Raw genomic sequence first — 16,628 nt, forward strand, 5'->3', positions numbered from 1 at the left:
CAAGTTACCTATGAAAAAGAGGTCCCAATTTGAACAAAATGGCCAATTTGTTCAAATTATAATGGTTATAAATAAACCCCCTTCACAAATTTAAGCCTCTGTCTAAATCCATAAATAAATTTTTCCACTAAAAAGCGGCTAGTTACCCAGATTTGGGAACTAGCCGCTTTTTAACTTGATCTATTCCACGACAATCGTGTGTGTCGCATTTAACTTGAAGGCTTCCTTCTTTTGACTCTTCATGCTTCGTTCTTGGAAATTAACTTCTACCACGTTTCCTGCGTTCCGTAGTTCAGCCGCTTTTGCTAGCGCGTCGTCAAAGATCCGGCTTGCTTCTTCCGGTTCCTTCCCCTTGGTATCCGTACAAATGAAGTAATCCACCGCGTGTTCAGATTCCTTAGCTTGAACAACCGTTGCTAACCGTTCTTCTCCAAACGCAAAGCCGACTCCACCCATTTCTGGGCCGCCAAACTCTTGCACCATGTTGTTGTACCGTCCTCCGGCACAGATGGTGGTGTATTCATCGCCAAAGGCTTGGGCCTTCGCCTGAATTTCAAACACCGTATCAGTGTAGTAATCCAAGCCCCGGACCAAGCGATCATCGACCACGTAGTCCACGTGAAGAATGTCTAAGGTGCGTTTTACTGCCGCAAAATAACGTTGCGAGCGTTCATTCAAACTATCTTCTAACTTAGGCGCTCCGGCCACGATTTCTTGGTCATGGCGATCCTTACTGTCCAGAATCCGAAGGGGATTTTGTTCCAAGCGACGTTGGGAATCACTACTTAGTTCATCCCGGTACTGTTCAAAGTATTCTACCAACGTATCCCGGTAAGCAGCTCGACTAGCATCGTCACCCAGTGTATTTAACTCGACCCGCAGATCTTCAATGTCCAATCCTTGGAAGATATCAATTGCTAACCGAATCACTTCCGCATCAATTTGGGGACTAACCGTGCCAATCGTTTCACAACCAATCTGATGGAACTCCCGGTTGTGCGTTGCTCCCGGCCGTTCGTAACGAAACATGGGTCCCATGTAGTATGTTTTTACTGGTTTAGGATGTTCTGGACCAAATAGCTTGTTTTCAACAAAGGATCGCACGATGCCGGCCGTTCCTTCTGGACGTAACGTGATGCTTCGTCCTCCCTTGTCTTCAAAGGAATACATTTGTTTGGTGACAATGTCTGAAGAGTCTCCGGAGGTTCGACTAAAAACATCCGTCTTTTCCACGAGAGGCGTTCTAATTTCAGCATAGTTGTAGCGGGCAAAAATCGTCCGTGCTGTATCTTCAATTCGTTGCCAGATCGCTGTTTGTTCTGGCAGGATGTCTTCCATCCCCCGAACGCGCTTGAATTTTCCGTCCATGAATTATTCAACCAACTTTCTTTTTGAGGTGTTTAGTTAAATTCTACCATTATTCTCGATTTTTGAATAATTTCCCCTTTATTTCCAAACATTTACTCCAAGTAAAGAGGTTACGTACATTTATTCGCTAAGATGGAATTAGTGTTCGTGATTTTCTTTGATTTTCCGCGATCTTTCTGCTATTCTATGATATTAATAACAGTCACTTATAATTGGGGAGGATTCTATGGATAATTGGGAAAACAAGTTTGGCCAACACGAAGCACTTACTTACGATGACGTGTTGTTGGTACCGGCAGCCAGTGAAGTGTTGCCCTACCAGGTCAGCTTAAAAACAAAATTAGGCAAAAACCTGCAGTTAAACATTCCGGTACTCAGTGCCGCAATGGATACGGTTACGGAATCAGCCATGGGGATTGAAATGGCCCGTCAGGGAGGCCTCGGAGTCATTCACAAGAACATGTCAGTAGCTGAACAAGCAGCCGAAGTTGAAAAGGTCAAGAATGCCGAAGTAACGGGTGAAAATGCTGCTGTGGACGACCAGGGTCGTTACCTCGTTGCTGCTGCCGTTGGAATCAACGAAGAAACCTTTGACCGGGCCAAAGCTCTCTTTGCAGCTGGTGCTGATGCCATCGTGCTTGATTCAGCTCACGGTCACTCCAAAGGGGTGCTCTCCAAGGTTGCTGAAATTAGAGCCCAGTTCCCCGACCAGACGTTAATCGCCGGAAACATTGCTACTCCAGAAGGAGCTCGGGCTCTCTTTGAAGCCGGAACCGACGTTGTCAAAGTGGGAATCGGCCCTGGTTCAATTTGTACCACTCGGGTCGTTGCCGGAGTCGGCGTTCCCCAAATCACGGCGGCCTTTGAATGTGCGGCCGTAGCTAAGGAATACGGGCGGCAAATCATCGTTGATGGTGGGATGCAATACTCAGGTGACATCGCCAAGGCCTTAGTAGCCGGTGGTGACGCCGTCATGCTGGGGAGCATGTTAGCCGGAACCACGGAAGCCCCTGGTAAAATCCTCGAAAGTGCCGACGGAAAACAATTCAAAGTTTACCGGGGTATGGGTTCCATTCCCGCCATGGAAAAGGGGTCTTCTGACCGCTATTTCCAAGGCAAAGTTAAGTCTGAAAAGAAGTTAGTTCCAGAAGGAATTGAAGGTAAGACCGAATACAAGGGTGACGTTGAAACCATCTTGTACCAAATGATGGGTGGTCTTCGTGCCGGAATGGGGTACGTTGGTGCGCCAACGATTGCTGCCATGAAGGATGCCCAATTCTGCCGGATCACGAACGCCGGCTTACGGGAATCACACCCCCACGACGTTTTGATTACCAAGAGTGCTCCGAACTACCACAAATAGGAGGATTGGAATGCCAAATTTAGCGAAAAAATATGATTCCGTGGTTGTGTTAGACTTCGGAAGTCAATACAACCAACTCATTACCCGCAGGATCCGGGAAATGGGCGTTTATTCCGAACTAAAGCCACACACCATGTCTGCCGCAGAGATCAAAAAGATGGATCCCAAAGCCATCATCTTCTCTGGGGGCCCAAATAGTGTTAACGGTCCCAACGCATTAGGGGTGGACCCAGAGATCTTTAACCTGGGCTTGCCAATTCTCGGAATTTGTTACGGGATGCAACTGATGGCTCACGATCTCCCTGGTGGAGAAACCGTCACTGCTAAAAATAGTGAATACGGACAAGCCGACATCAACGTGACGGATCATAACTCCGAGTTCTTTAAGGACATGGACGAAAAGCAGCGCGTTTTGATGAGTCACGGGGACTTTGTTACCAAAGTTCCAGATGGGTTTTCGGCCACTGCCACTAGTGCCAACTGTCCAATTTCAGCCATGGCTGATTCAAAACGAGGCTTTTACGCCGTCCAATTCCACCCAGAAGTAAACTTAACTGCTAAAGGTCGCGAAATGCTGCGGCACTTTGTCTTTGACATTGCCGGTGCGAAGGCCAACTGGTCGATGGACGACTTTATTGAAGACGAAATTCAAAACATCAAAGAAACGGTTGGTGACAAACGGGTTATCCTCGGTTTATCTGGTGGAGTGGATTCTTCCGTGGTCGCCGTGCTGTTGCACCGGGCCATTGGTGATCAATTGATTCCCGTCTTCGTGGATCACGGTTTGCTCCGGAAAAACGAAGCCCAACAAGTTCTGAAATCATTGGGTGAAGACTTCGGGCTTAACATTGATTTTGTAGATGCCAGTGAGCACTTCTTGGACAAACTCAAGGGAGTTACGGATCCTGAAAAGAAACGGAAGATCATCGGGAAAGAATTTATTGCAACCTTCTCCAACGAAGCCCGCAAGTTTAAGGACGTGGACTTTTTGGCTCAAGGAACGCTTTACACCGATGTAATTGAATCCGGAACTGATACGGCCCAAACGATTAAATCTCACCACAACGTCGGCGGGTTGCCAGAAGACTTGCAGTTCAAGCTAATTGAACCACTTAACAAGCTCTTCAAAGATGAAGTTCGTGAACTCGGCGAAAAACTGGGTATGCCTAGCGAACTCGTTTGGCGACAACCATTCCCTGGTCCGGGACTTGCCATTCGGGTCATTGGAGAAGTAACTCCCGAACGCCTCCGGATGGTACGTGATTCTGACGCCATTTTACGGGATGAATTTGCCAAAGCCGGACTCAACAAGACCGTTTGGCAGTACTTCACGGCTCTACCTGGCATCCGCAGCGTCGGGGTCATGGGTGACGAACGGACTTACGATGAAGCCGTCACGATTCGGGCCGTCACCTCTGTCGATGGAATGACCGCTGAATTTGCCGAAGTTCCGTGGGAAGTGCTCGGTAAGATTTCCAAACGCATCGTCGATGATGTTCCAGGAGTTAACCGGGTCCTGTATGACATTACGGGTAAGCCACCTGCCACAATCGAATACGAATAAGAAATTGCGGGAACCGATTGGTTGAATAAATATTTAACGTTATCCCCTGGGAGTTCCTGAATTACGTAAAAGAGTCTCACCATTATGAATTTTGTTCATAGTGGTGAGACTCTTTTTGGCGTCTAAAATGTTATTTTTAATGTGTTATGATATTATTTATAAATTAGTTTAAATAAGGAGGTCACTGCCATGTTACATCGTGAAAATCAACTCCATCCTTCCAATTCAAGTTCAGCTGCCGATTTAATCAAAGAATTTATGGACTACCATTCGATTACACAGCAAGACTTAGCTCAAAGAATCGGGGTGTCTCAAAAACACATTTCTGAACTACTCAATAGAAAAACCTATTTAAATCCAGATGAAGCCCTTAAAATTCAAAAAGTAATGGGCATTTCTAGTTCCCTATTATTGAACTTAAACAGTAACTATCTGCTAAATGAACAAAAAGATAAAGTTATGGTCTCTGACAATAACGTCTATGAATGGACTAAAATTAATGAGTAAAATTCAAAAATTACCAAATTAATTTAAACCATTAAGCAAAATAATAAATAAAGCGCGTAACTGGAATTTAGTTTTAGAGCTAAATTCACGCTACGCGCTTTTTAATATTACGAAACTATAATTATAACTATTTTGCTAACGTGGCTAGATAATTAGGAAAGAGGTCACGGTATAATTCTGTAAACTCTAAGTACATGTTTTCATCACAATACTCGTTCTTGTGGTGAGCCATTTCTGTTTTTCCCGGTCCAAAAACAACCGTATTGAATCCAACCGGATGTTTTACCAAAAGCTTTGATGCATCCGTTGCCCCAGGAATTCCAATAACTGGAACATTAATTCCAACCTTATCCTTTACTAGTTTTTGGATCATGGGAATTAACGTAGAATTAGCATCACCTTCAACAGAAATAATGTTCATACCCATTTCATGGGAAATCTTTCCATCTGCTGGTTGTTCAGCATTAAAAGCAGCTACTCGCTTATCAATGATATCCATAACCGTTTGATTGTTAAATTCCGGAACAGTCCGAATATTAACTAGTGCCTCAGCTTCCGCTGGAATAGTATTAGCCTGGTTACCTCCCCGAATGACGTCAATGTTATAAACATCGTTACCAAGAATGTGATTCTTCACAGTGCTATCCTTGTGATCCAAATCAGCTTTCAGTTGATTCCAAAATTCAATCAATTGTTGAGCTGCATTCAATCCAAATTCAGGCATTGAACTGTGAGCAGCTTTTCCTTGGGATTTAAAGGTGATGTTAATTTCACCCTTGCTAGCATATGCAATCCGATAACCACTGGGCTCTCCAATTAGCAAAGCATCAACGTCATCCATATATCCCTGTTTCTCTAAAGCTTCAGCTCCAGGCATATCAACTTCTTCCCCCGCCGTGGCTAACAGTCGAATCGTACCTGGAATTAGCGTTCCCGCTTCCTTGAGTTCAATCATGGCAATTACCATGGCTGCCAACCCACTTTTCATGTCAGTTACTCCTCGACCATATAATTTGCCATCTTTAGCCGTCATTTGGAATGGATTAGTGTCCCAATCATCGTTAACGGCAACTGTATCCATGTGTCCAGTAATTGCTAAAACTGGTTTTTGATTCCCTAATTCTACCACTAAATTAGCTCGTGTTTCGTCATTTTCTAACGGAATGATTTTAGACTGAATATCGTGTTGCTGTAATAACTTTTGTAGGTATTCGGCCACTTCTAGTTCGTTTCCGTTTACACTATTAATGGCCACCAGATCACTTAAAATTTGTAATTTTTCGTTTTTATCCATTATTCCCAGTCCTTTGTAAACTCTAATTACCAATCAGCTAAATTATAGCAAATTCAATAACCATAAATTTAAAAGCAGGCTCATATGCGAGTCTGCTTTTTAGTTATATTTATCTAACATCAAGGACACGTGAAACAGGTGGCGCTTCAAATTTCGTTGCACTTTAATCTCCGTTAAATTAGCATTCTCATCTACCATAAACAGGTGATTCTGCCATTTGCGTAACCGCCCTAAATAAAATTGCTGATCCTGCACCAATACCACCATTTGATTAATCAAATTATCGACCTGTTCAAATTCGGTTAAAATCAGCAAGGATTCCTGCCCCATTCGAGAGGGCCACCGCTTAATTGGATACCGAATCAGATACTTACTGTTAACGTCAACTTGTGATTTCAAAAAAGGCAGGTAACAAATGAGATTATCAGGATGATCAAGATTATTTTTTACGAGTGGATTTTTTAAAAGTGGCAGCTGAAACACGGGTTGTTGTTGATTATCCTGATCATACGCAGGATTAAAACCTGCCTGGCGCAATAACGTTTGCTCATCAATCCGTAATCCGTTGGCTAATTTTTTCACAGTACTGGGCTTGATTTCGTGGGTAGTACGCCCATTTTCTAATCTAGATATGTATGAAGCAGAGACATCTGCTTGCAAGGCTAATTGCCGAACTGAGTAGTTCCGCTTTGTTCGTTCTTGTCTTAAATACTCACCCAAACGTTCATTTGCCATGCAAAGCATCCTTCCCTTAGTTTTATTATCAGGTTCATGCATTAATTTTAAAGCAGTGTTGAAGAAACTTCATTATAGTTGAAGTTATCTGCATTTTTTATGTTGTTTTTATTTCAACATAAATTTATAATGAACGTGGGAGGGAGGAAAAGATGAGTCTAGTTGTCAAAGATCCTCACGATTTCAAACGACGCATTCGGCAGACAGGAAAAACGTCTAAAGACCTCGCCAAGTCACTAGGAATAACAGATCGTTATTTATCTAGCATTACTAATCAGAAAACTTCCTTTTCGAAGACCCTTGGTAAACTAATTTCCTATGAACTAAATGCTGATGAAAGTGAATTGTTTTTAACAACTAGTGTTGCATTAAAGTCTACACATGACCATGAAAATTTCTCATAAGGAAGGTTTTGTTATGAATATGAATAAAAAAAATTTACTAACAGGATTACTCTTGAGCTCTGTTGCTCTAGGAGTATTTGTCACAGCTAACAGCATTACTACTAACGCTTCCACTGGTAGTACGACTAAAACAACTGCTAAAGATAAACCAGTCCAAAAAACAATTACAATTCAACCTGGTGATACGGTTTCTCAATACGCTGTTACTTACAACAGCACCGTTAAAGACATTGCCGATTTAAACAAGCTGCCCGATGCTAACTTAATTTATGCAGGTGCTCAAATCACTATTCCCGTAAACACCAGAAAACCAGGTGAAAGCATCTACGCAGGTTGGAACCAAGCAGCAACCACCAATGGAACGAAAGCTGCTCAAGTAGTTACAGGTTCTAACTATCAAACTCCTGCTACTACTAACGAACAAGGAACTATTACCAAAGGAAACGTTGCAACCACTAATAACGATACGGCTAATTCAAAAGCTGCAACAACCTCGACTAGTTCCCAAACAACTGCACCAGCTCCAATTGCTACTAACAATGCTGGTACAACTGTTTCAGGAACTAATACTCACGAAAATAGTGCAACCACTAATTCTGGAGTAGCTAACCCAGCTCCACAATCAAATGGTCAACCAACATCAACAAATCCTGCTCCAGCACAAACCGGTAACCAAACTCAAGGTGGAGTTACTCCTACTCCAAACCAAGGCAGTCAAAGTACGCCCTCCACTCCCGTAGATAATGGTTTGCACGCTAATAATGGTACCCAAACTCCAAGTCAAAATAACGGTGCTCCTAGTCAACCAAATACTGGAAACAGCACCGTTACAACTCCTACTCCAGGTACTCCTAACACTGATAAGCCAAGTCAAGAACCAATTCCAAATCAAGGAAACCAGGGACAAAATAATACCCCTAGCAACCCAACTAATGATGGAAATAGTAACCAAGGTCAACCAACTAACCCGTCTGACAATAAAAACAATGGACAATCTACTGAGTATGTTCCAACTGAAGCAGGCTTAAAAGCAGCATTACAAGCTAAAATTGACGATGACAATGCAAATGCTGGAATGAAAAATCATCCAGTAAATCCCCAAAGCTCAGGAACAATTAGTGGCGGTAGTGAAAACTTACCATTAAAGGGCGTATTTACATCAGATGAACAAGTTATTGACCAACTTTGGGAACAAGAAGGAAATGCTAATCTTGTAAAAGAAGAGCTTACCAGTTTCACTTTCAAAAATAATGGAAACGGTACATTTACAGTTGAATATACCGTGACTTACTACACTGCTTAGTTTAAATAAAAAATTCAATACTAGAAAAAAGTAATTTTACTAATCTGCAAAAAGAATTTCCTCAACCTAGGTAAATTCTTTTTGTTTCTAAAGGAGTTTTCATAATGAAATGTACTAATTGTGGTCAAGAACTCAACCCTGGACAAAAATTTTGCCCTAACTGTGGTCAATCAGTTCAACCTCAAGTCAAAAAAACGGTCAAATCAGAACCACCAAAGTCCGCTTCAACCGTTAAAGATGAATGGGACCGTGCCGCTAAATCAACGTGGGACAAGATAAAAGAAAAACCCAGTCTTCAATGGATTATCGGTCTTTTCGCTTTTATCGTAATTGTGGGGGTTGTCATTTTTATGTTTAAACCTGAACAACTTAACGGCTCTTACTCTCATAGTACTAACTTAATTGTCACAAACGTGAAAGAAAAAGTAATGTTCAAAGGTAATAAATTTACCGATAACCAAGGAGACGAAGGCACTTACAAAATTGATGGCGACCAGCTAAAGCTAGATGGAAAAATCAACGGCAAGAAGACCAAAGCCGTTGCCACTCTATCTAAAGATCGGAAGTCATTCGACCTATCAGGAGAAAAATTTACAAAAGATGATGAATAAAAAGATTAGTTTATTAGCAGTTGCCGGTGTGACCCTCTTAACTATAACCGCTTGTGGTAGTCAGGGTCAGAGTAAGTCCGATTCAAAATCCAGTTCTACTACCACTCATGCAACTAAAAAATCAGATTCAAAAAAAATGAATAATAAAAAGCAAGCCGACAAGCAAAAGACTCCAACTGAGCAATCAATGAACTTGCAACAAATTCAGAAAGGAAATTATCAAAGTATCGCTGGAGATTGGCAAGAAGTGGGTCGGGTTGAGAATCATCATGATGGCAATGGTCCTACCTACGTTAGTGGTGGTCAGGATCAATTAACCGTTACCCAAAATGAACTTAGAACTACTGACATCACAATGCAGGGCACTAAGTTGACTGACCACAATGGTACTCACGATTTGGGTTTCATTGATGCAAATGGACAACTTCAAGCTCAATTAAAAGACGAGGATAGTGCCCCAATTAACTGGATCATTACCTTTTATCCAAAAGGTAATGCCACCGACTTTAACGAGGATGGTAGCAAGACCGCTAACCAACAAGACTTAATCTCTGTTTGGACCAGTAATAACAACGTCAAAACTGTTTATGCTAAAAAGTCCGGGAATGCTACTAAGGAGCAAGCCAAAACAGATCAACAACCGAAACAAGAAGCTAGTTCAAAGTTTAATCTAAATCAATTAATGAATAATAACTTTAGTAGTTTGGTTGGAAAATGGCAGAATCAAGCTGGCGATTCCTTTACGGTTACTAACCAAGTGGAAGACAAACCAGATGATTCTAATGTGATGTACAAAAAAGGGGCCGTCGTTGAAAATCACGATACAAACGGTCACAAGACTGTTATTGGAACCGGAAGTATGAGCAATGGCTATTTGATGAGCGGGATTGGTACCTTTGATACCCAAACGCCGGGTGCATTTGAACCACTTGCGATTGTTCCCAAAGGACAAAAAGCAGGTGATCAGGATGATTCTAATGTGAATAAGGATCGATTAATTATTGGTGGCGGACAAACTGGTTATGCCAGCCAGGCTTATTACCGTCAGTAATCAGTAAATGGAAGGAATTTATTAATGGACGAACTACAATTACCACAAAAATTTAATTTATTTAATTTTACAGGGATGGTAGCATTTCAAAATTCTGAAACAGGGAAGCCCCTCCTTCAAAAATATCATAAAGTAAAAAAACAAACTGATACAGAGCTTAAATGGCTAAAATACGGCATGATTGCAGCAATTGTGCTTGGCCTTTCAACGGTTATTTATTTTTGGGGAATTTTTCTTCTAATTTTAGCTTATTTCATGCGTAAAAAAGGATTGTTCGCTAATATGATTAAAACTAATCTTAATCAGATATCTGACGAATACGATCAAGAATATATAAAATACAATACAAAATTAATTGAAAAAGCCACTCAGAAAATTATGACTGATAATTGGCGATCAATGGTAGCAGGAAGTAAAGGGCTTGTTTACAACAGCAATGAATTCTTTTACTACGAACTCGGATCTGGTCTGCTAGTCGCTTACAACGATGAAAACATTAAAGAAGTTTCTAGAGAACGAGTTCACGTTGGCTCTCATACAGTATCCAGCACCAACACAACTGGATTTGGTTCTGGGCACAGTAGTGGTAAGGCAAATTTTTGGTCTGGAAGTAATGGATTTGCAACTTCATCATCTAACTCTGGAAACGTGCTTTTTGCTCATACGAGCGGTAAGTCTGATACTAATGACATTTATGAATGGCATTTTGACATCCTGACTAACTTTGCGGATTACCCTAAAGTTTCCTTTGTTGTTCCTGATAGCAAGCAAGCCGAAGATGCGATTGGTGAAGCATACGCCATTCTTAAACCATAAGTTTGATTTAACCTTAAAGATAATCATTTAGGATCTAGCATGACTAATCATTGTGCTAGGTCTTTTTTATGGATTAATTATAAGTAGAAAATTTAATTTTACAGCTTAATTCCTTCCATAAATTTCATAAACTCGCCTTCCTCCGGTATAATTAAATTGTTAATTACTTTTATATAGGAGGAATTGCCATGCACATTTTAGAAGCCGTGCTCATTTTGCTCGGTTTGGTTTTAATTTCCAACGTTGCTAGTCACTACATTACAATTGTGCCCGTTAGCTTGATTCAAATCGTGCTCGGGGTCGGAATGGCATTACTCTTCGACTTCAAAATTGATCTAGATACTACCTGGTTCCTCCTACTGTTTATTGCGCCGTTACTGTTTAATGACGGTCGTGACTTTCCTAAAAAGGAGCTCTGGGAACTACGGGGACCAATTTTTGAAAATGCCATCTGGCTGGTCTTTTTAACCACGATCGTCGGTGGCTTCATCGTCAACTGGATAATCCCGTCAATGCCGTTGGCAGTTTGTTTCGCTCTGATTGCCATCCTGTCTCCCACCGATCCGGTAGCCGTACAATCAATCTCCAAACGAGTGAACCTGCCGAAAAGTATCCTGCACTTGGTTAGTGGAGAAAGTCTTATCAACGATGCCAGTGGTCTAATTGCCTTTAAATATGCGATTGTGGCCGTCGTAACTGGCTACTTTTCTTTCTACAAAGCCGCCGGAGACTTTATCTACATGTCACTGATGGGACTCTTCATCGGATGGCTTTTAATGCAAGTCCTATTGTGGGTTAGAAATAAACTCGATAGCATCCACTTTCACGACGCCATTTTTAGTGTGGTGCTCCAAATCTTGACCCCCTTCTTGATTTACGTGGTAGCCGAAGATTATCTGCACGCCTCTGGAGTAATTGCAGTGGTGACCGCCGGAATTCTAGATCACTTACAGAGTAAGCGGGTCACTGGTCAAACCCCAGAAATCACATTGTTAACAAACCGCACTTGGGACATCATCGTTTACTGCTTAAATGGGGTTGTCTTTCTGATTCTTGGAATTGAACTCCCAATTGCAATGCAGAGTGTGATCAAGGGCAATAAGTATGGAACTCTGGAATCAATTGGTTATGCCTTTTTAATCTGGCTGATGATTTTAATCATTCGGGTGGTTTGGATTTTAGGTTACCAATCATTCTCATACTACGTAACGAAGCGGGAAAGGAAGAAGCCGCAATTTAAGATTGGATTGCTCGCTGGGCTTTCTGGAGTTCGTGGTGCAATCACCATGGCTGGAGTACTTTCTGTTCCCGCCGTGATTGATACTGGAGCCCCTTTCCCGGATCGCGCTCTGATGCTTTTTATTGCTGCTGGAGTCATTGTAATTAGTTTGGTAGCCGCGTCCATCACCCTCCCCCTAATTGCCCCGGGCCAAGGAACGATTAAAACCCGAGCTTCCAGCATTAAGGACGATGAACCAGAAGACGACAATGAAGAGGAAAATGAGAAGCAGAACAGTTCCTATGTCAGCTATGCGGTTGCTAAACTCTATATGATGAACTCAGCGATTGCCTACTTGGAGTCCAACAAAACGGAATCAAATCAGCGGGCCGTCTTTGACATCATCATGGACTACGAAGTAGCCATCAGAAAACAACAGCGACGCTTCAATAATCGTCCTGAAACTACCAAAAACTTCAACGAAACAATTGCCCTACGAAGGGTAGCACTCAAGGGACAACGTAATTCGATTGAGGAATTATACCAACAAAAACTAATTGGGCCTGATGCTTACTGGATTGCAACCCGACATTTAAATCAAGATGAGTATCGCCTATCGCAAGCAACCGGATCCAAGCAGTCACGGATTAAAGTACAACACATCAGTCTGTGGACTAGGATCATTCACCTCTTGAAGTTCTGGCAGTGGAACCAACAGGCGACCCAAAAAACAAAGGATGATTTACGGTTAGTCCAAAGAGTGGCCTCCCAGGGAGCCATCAAAGCGATTAACACCTTCTTAAACCGGGATGACATTAACCGCAAGGATTTTTCAGCTCAAAACGTTCATTTTCTCCTAGTTTACTACCAAAATCAAGTTCAAAAAGCCAAGTCATTTGGTGATACGAAACAAGAAGAAGAACAGTATGAGCGAGAAGTGCTAGAACTCCAAACCCAGTCATTGGAAGCACAGCGCAAAGCAATTGAAACCCTCATTGATAACGGCCATATTTCCCGTAACATGGGCTTACACTTACGCCAAAATGTCAACTATGAAGAAACAATTTTGTTAAATGAATATAAAAGAGAAAATGATTAAAAATTAATTCAATTTTCAATAGCATCCTTTTATGTGGATGGGCAATTAAATTGAAACAAATTATAATTTTTGCTGTACTTTTATTCCCAATGAGTTATAATAATAGTGTACTTTTAAAGTGCGTTATTTCTTGTGTGTCCTAATTTTGGGATATACCAATATTTAAATATTTTAGGAGGTCTTCATATTATGAAGAAAAACAAGCTTGTTCTTGGTGGAATCGCTTCTTTTGCCGCTGTACTTGGCTTAGCTGCTGCAGCACCTGCTGTTAACGCTGACCCAATCAGCAATGCCGATTTGCCAGCTAATACTAGCACTACTATGAACTCTAAGACTGGTAGTGTTGCTGCAACTTCAAACGCCCACGTGGCTGTTCAAACTGGTTACTTGACTTTAAACCAAGTTCCTGACTTGAACTTTACCCCAACTAGTCAATCAACCAAGAACCAAACTCAAGGTTTGATGGACAACAACACTGGTAACCGTAAGAGCCAACTTTCCGTTACTGACAGTCGGAACACTACTGACGCTCAAAACGGTTGGACTCTAAACGCTCAATTAGGTAACTTCACCAACGAAAATGGTGGTGCTGCTACTACTTCACCTTGGGCAGTTAACTTAAAGAACACTGGTTACAAGAACAGTGAAAACACTCGTGTTTCCGTTAACCCTAACGCTAAGATTGTTTCTGGTGGTGACGGTGCTAACGTTATTACCGCTACTGCTAACCAAGGTCTTGGTACTACTGACATTGACTACAGCCAACAAGGTGACCGGGTTGCCAGCTTAGACGTTCCTGCTAACACACCAGCCGGTGCATACGATGCTCCTATCACTTGGACATTAACTGCTGGAACCACTGCTAACCCAACTCCAGATAACAAATAAGCTCGAGTTGCAATAGTTTCAAAAAAAGGGAACCACTTATCAATTATGAGTGTTTCCCTTTTTTACTAATCAATATTAAAGTAGAGGAAGATTATGATTTCTAAACACCATAAGTTAAGTTTACTCCTTGGAGTAGCCAGTTTTGCTTTCCTGCTTGCTTGGTTGGTTCCAACTGCCAATGCCACACCTGGTCCGGGAGTGGCAGTCAAACCCAACTACCCGGCAACTCAAATTGACAAAGGTGGTTCATTCTTCTTCAAAACCAAACCTGGAGAACCACAAACCATTACAATTGATTTGGCTAACCTGGCTAACTATTCTCAAACTTTGACAATCGAACCAACCACCGCTTACACGTCTAAGGAAGGATCAATTACCTACAAACCTGGTAAAGTTCCTTACGATAAAACGTTAAAATATAAAATGCGGGATCTAATTACAGAAAAAAAGCAGAAGGTCACGATTCCTGCTGACCGAACCAAAACGGTTAGTTTTACGGTTAACCCTCCCAAAAAGGATTATAAGGGGGTTATTCTCGGGGCACTGTACGTTAAGACAGAAAATCGGAATGACAATGTCAATGCCAACAACATCAACATCAATAACAAAATGGCTTTGGTAATGCCTGTCATGATCAAGTCCCAGGATAAAAAAGTTAATCCTAAACTGACTGTCCCAAGTATCAAACCGGACAAGAGCGGATCGCAAACAATCATTAATACCAAGTTAGCAAACGAACGTCCAACGACGATTAAAGGACTTGAGATTAAGGACCGCATTTACCGGAAGGGAAATCCCAAGAAAACACTTTCCAAGAATCAGCTATATCAGCTGAGCATGGCTCCTAACTCAAACTTTCAAACCCAAAATGATTTTGGAAAAAATGCTTTGCTACCAGGGACTTATCATTTGAGTCTCCGTGCCCACGATCAAAATGGGAATCACTGGAAAATTGAAAAAGACTTCACGGTTTCAATCAAAGATTCAGTAATTTACAACAATAACAACTGGTGGTGGATTGCTCTTCTGATTGCCCTTCTATTAATCATCTTGCTCTTGTTATACTTGATTTACAGACAGAAAAAGAAACAAAAGGAACTCCTTAAAGACCAAGCTAAATAGGTAGGTGATTAGATGAAGTTTGATAAACAAAAAGCATTCTTATTTGCTGTTTTAGGGCTCGCTTTAATTGCCATTGTCTTTGGAACTAGCAGCATTTATGCTGATAACCAAGCTAGCAATGATTCAGCTAAAAGCACGGCAGCGGTAAGCGTGAGCAAGAAAAATGATCACGAAAAGCCCAAACCCAAGCAAAAGACTGATTCAAAAAAGCCCAAGCAACAACCACAAGATACTTCTGCCCCAATGGCTAGTGTAAAGCCAGCTCCAGTGGCTGAACTTCCCCAAACAGGTCAATTCTTACACATTGGAGTTACGACGACTGGGATTTTAGTCCTTTTCTTAGTTAGTTTAATTGTGCTTAATCGACAATTTCAAACTAAACTTAAGAAATTATCCAATCGTCATGCGGAATAGTCGATTTTTTCGATGGGGATTCTCCCTCGTCGTGGCACTCATGATTGTGAGTCTCCCAACCTTGATTAAAGCGCAGACTGTGCCAAGTAGCTTTTCTGTTACCCCTCAACTAGGCAGACTACCATTGCAAAAAGGAGCTGGCTACTTTGCCATCCGTTCCAAAGCGTATACTAACTATCAGTTACCGTTACTAATCACCAATGATAGTGATCGTGAACTGAAAGTAACCACCCATTTTAACAACGCAGTAACTGCCGCAAACGGGACAATTAATTACGCAAATTCAATGGCTCAACCACGTGGGAAGCAAAGTCTGACTAATAAAGTGATTGGTAGCCGGACTAAACACATCACCCTTGCTCCGCATACGAATCAAATTGTGACCTATCAAATTAATACAGGGCGACAGCATCAAGGAATCACACTTGGTGGTATTACAGCCACCGCCCCTGTTACCAAAGCGAACGGCATTCAAAATGATGTAACCTTCGTAACGGGTGTGTCTTTAAATGGTCAGAAAAATCGCCCTAATCTAAAAAAACTCCGTTTCGATAAAGCAAACGTAGCTTCCGAAGCAACTGCTGCAACAATTATCGCCAGCGTTAATAATGATTATCCCCAATTGTTACAACATCTTCGAGGAAAAGTATTTCTAAAAAAAGGCAAACAGATAATTAGTTCCAAATCATTAACTAACGTTAACATTGCTCCTAATTCTAAGGTTCGCTTTGATTTACCTCCGAAAAAAATTTCTAAGGGGAATTACCAGGTCATTATTAAACTGCAGGGTTATCATCAAAAGTTGAATATTTCACGTCATCTTTCAATTAATCAAACATTAAATTAATTACAAATTTTCCAAGAAAGGAG

Annotated in this window: 15 protein-coding genes; 12 read left to right on the forward strand and 3 right to left on the reverse strand. The window is 41.5% G+C overall.

Features of this window, described 5'->3' with window-relative positions; translation table 11 throughout:
* Positions 1-180: 180 nt before the first annotated feature.
* The gene (gene hisS, locus M3M39_RS00760; protein WP_252797338.1) at positions 181-1,368 is read right to left on the reverse strand and encodes a histidine--tRNA ligase; all 1,188 of its coding nucleotides are present in this window, start codon (positions 1,366-1,368) and stop codon (positions 181-183) included.
* A gap of 226 nt (positions 1,369-1,594) precedes the next feature.
* On the opposite strand from hisS, the gene guaB reads away from it, so the two are divergent.
* The 3 genes from guaB (at position 1,595) to M3M39_RS00775 (ending at position 4,802) form a co-directional block, all read left to right on the forward strand.
* Positions 1,595-2,731, forward strand: coding sequence for an IMP dehydrogenase (gene guaB / locus M3M39_RS00765; protein ID WP_252797339.1), 1,137 nt, complete (start codon positions 1,595-1,597; stop codon positions 2,729-2,731).
* A 10-nt stretch (positions 2,732-2,741) separates the two neighbouring features.
* Entirely contained in the window at positions 2,742-4,295 is a 1,554-nt protein-coding gene (gene guaA, locus M3M39_RS00770) for a glutamine-hydrolyzing GMP synthase (RefSeq protein ID WP_252797340.1), read from the forward strand.
* A 189-nt stretch (positions 4,296-4,484) separates the two neighbouring features.
* Positions 4,485-4,802, forward strand: a complete 318-nt coding sequence (locus tag M3M39_RS00775; protein WP_252797341.1) for a helix-turn-helix transcriptional regulator — start codon at positions 4,485-4,487, stop codon at positions 4,800-4,802.
* A 127-nt stretch (positions 4,803-4,929) separates the two neighbouring features.
* Here the strand turns inward: M3M39_RS00775 and M3M39_RS00780 are convergent, their stop codons facing one another.
* Positions 4,930-6,096, reverse strand: coding sequence for an ArgE/DapE family deacylase (locus tag M3M39_RS00780; protein ID WP_252797342.1), 1,167 nt, complete (start codon positions 6,094-6,096; stop codon positions 4,930-4,932).
* A gap of 99 nt (positions 6,097-6,195) precedes the next feature.
* Positions 6,196-6,831, reverse strand: coding sequence for a helix-turn-helix domain-containing protein (locus M3M39_RS00785; protein WP_252797343.1), 636 nt, complete (start codon positions 6,829-6,831; stop codon positions 6,196-6,198).
* Positions 6,832-7,248: 417 nt separating this feature from the next.
* On the opposite strand from M3M39_RS00785, the gene M3M39_RS00790 reads away from it, so the two are divergent.
* The 9 genes from M3M39_RS00790 (at position 7,249) to M3M39_RS00830 (ending at position 16,605) form a co-directional block, all read left to right on the forward strand.
* Positions 7,249-8,538, forward strand: a complete 1,290-nt coding sequence (locus M3M39_RS00790) for a LysM peptidoglycan-binding domain-containing protein (RefSeq protein WP_252797344.1) — start codon at positions 7,249-7,251, stop codon at positions 8,536-8,538.
* A 104-nt stretch (positions 8,539-8,642) separates the two neighbouring features.
* Entirely contained in the window at positions 8,643-9,149 is a 507-nt protein-coding gene (locus tag M3M39_RS00795) for a zinc-ribbon domain-containing protein (RefSeq protein WP_252797345.1), read from the forward strand.
* The gene (locus M3M39_RS00800; RefSeq protein WP_252797346.1) at positions 9,142-10,200 is read left to right on the forward strand and encodes a DUF6287 domain-containing protein; all 1,059 of its coding nucleotides are present in this window, start codon (positions 9,142-9,144) and stop codon (positions 10,198-10,200) included. The genes M3M39_RS00795 and M3M39_RS00800 overlap by 8 nt, the downstream gene beginning before the upstream one ends.
* A gap of 24 nt (positions 10,201-10,224) precedes the next feature.
* Complete coding sequence (locus M3M39_RS00805) at positions 10,225-11,016, forward strand: hypothetical protein (protein ID WP_252797347.1); 792 nt, start codon at positions 10,225-10,227, stop codon at positions 11,014-11,016.
* Positions 11,017-11,204: 188 nt separating this feature from the next.
* Positions 11,205-13,334, forward strand: coding sequence for a cation:proton antiporter (locus M3M39_RS00810; RefSeq protein ID WP_252797348.1), 2,130 nt, complete (start codon positions 11,205-11,207; stop codon positions 13,332-13,334).
* Positions 13,335-13,523: 189 nt separating this feature from the next.
* Entirely contained in the window at positions 13,524-14,222 is a 699-nt protein-coding gene (locus tag M3M39_RS00815) for a WxL domain-containing protein (RefSeq protein WP_252797349.1), read from the forward strand.
* A 93-nt stretch (positions 14,223-14,315) separates the two neighbouring features.
* The gene (locus M3M39_RS00820; RefSeq protein ID WP_252797350.1) at positions 14,316-15,344 is read left to right on the forward strand and encodes a DUF916 domain-containing protein; all 1,029 of its coding nucleotides are present in this window, start codon (positions 14,316-14,318) and stop codon (positions 15,342-15,344) included.
* Positions 15,345-15,356: 12 nt separating this feature from the next.
* Positions 15,357-15,758 (forward strand): hypothetical protein, encoded by a 402-nt coding sequence (locus M3M39_RS00825; protein ID WP_252797351.1) that lies wholly within the window; start codon positions 15,357-15,359, stop codon positions 15,756-15,758.
* Positions 15,748-16,605, forward strand: coding sequence for a WxL protein peptidoglycan domain-containing protein (locus tag M3M39_RS00830; RefSeq protein ID WP_252797352.1), 858 nt, complete (start codon positions 15,748-15,750; stop codon positions 16,603-16,605). The genes M3M39_RS00825 and M3M39_RS00830 overlap by 11 nt, the downstream gene beginning before the upstream one ends.
* Positions 16,606-16,628 lie beyond the last annotated feature (23 nt).

The sequence above is a fragment of the Fructilactobacillus hinvesii genome (genome assembly GCF_024029435.1).
In the GTDB taxonomy this organism is placed as follows: domain Bacteria; phylum Bacillota; class Bacilli; order Lactobacillales; family Lactobacillaceae; genus Fructilactobacillus; species Fructilactobacillus hinvesii.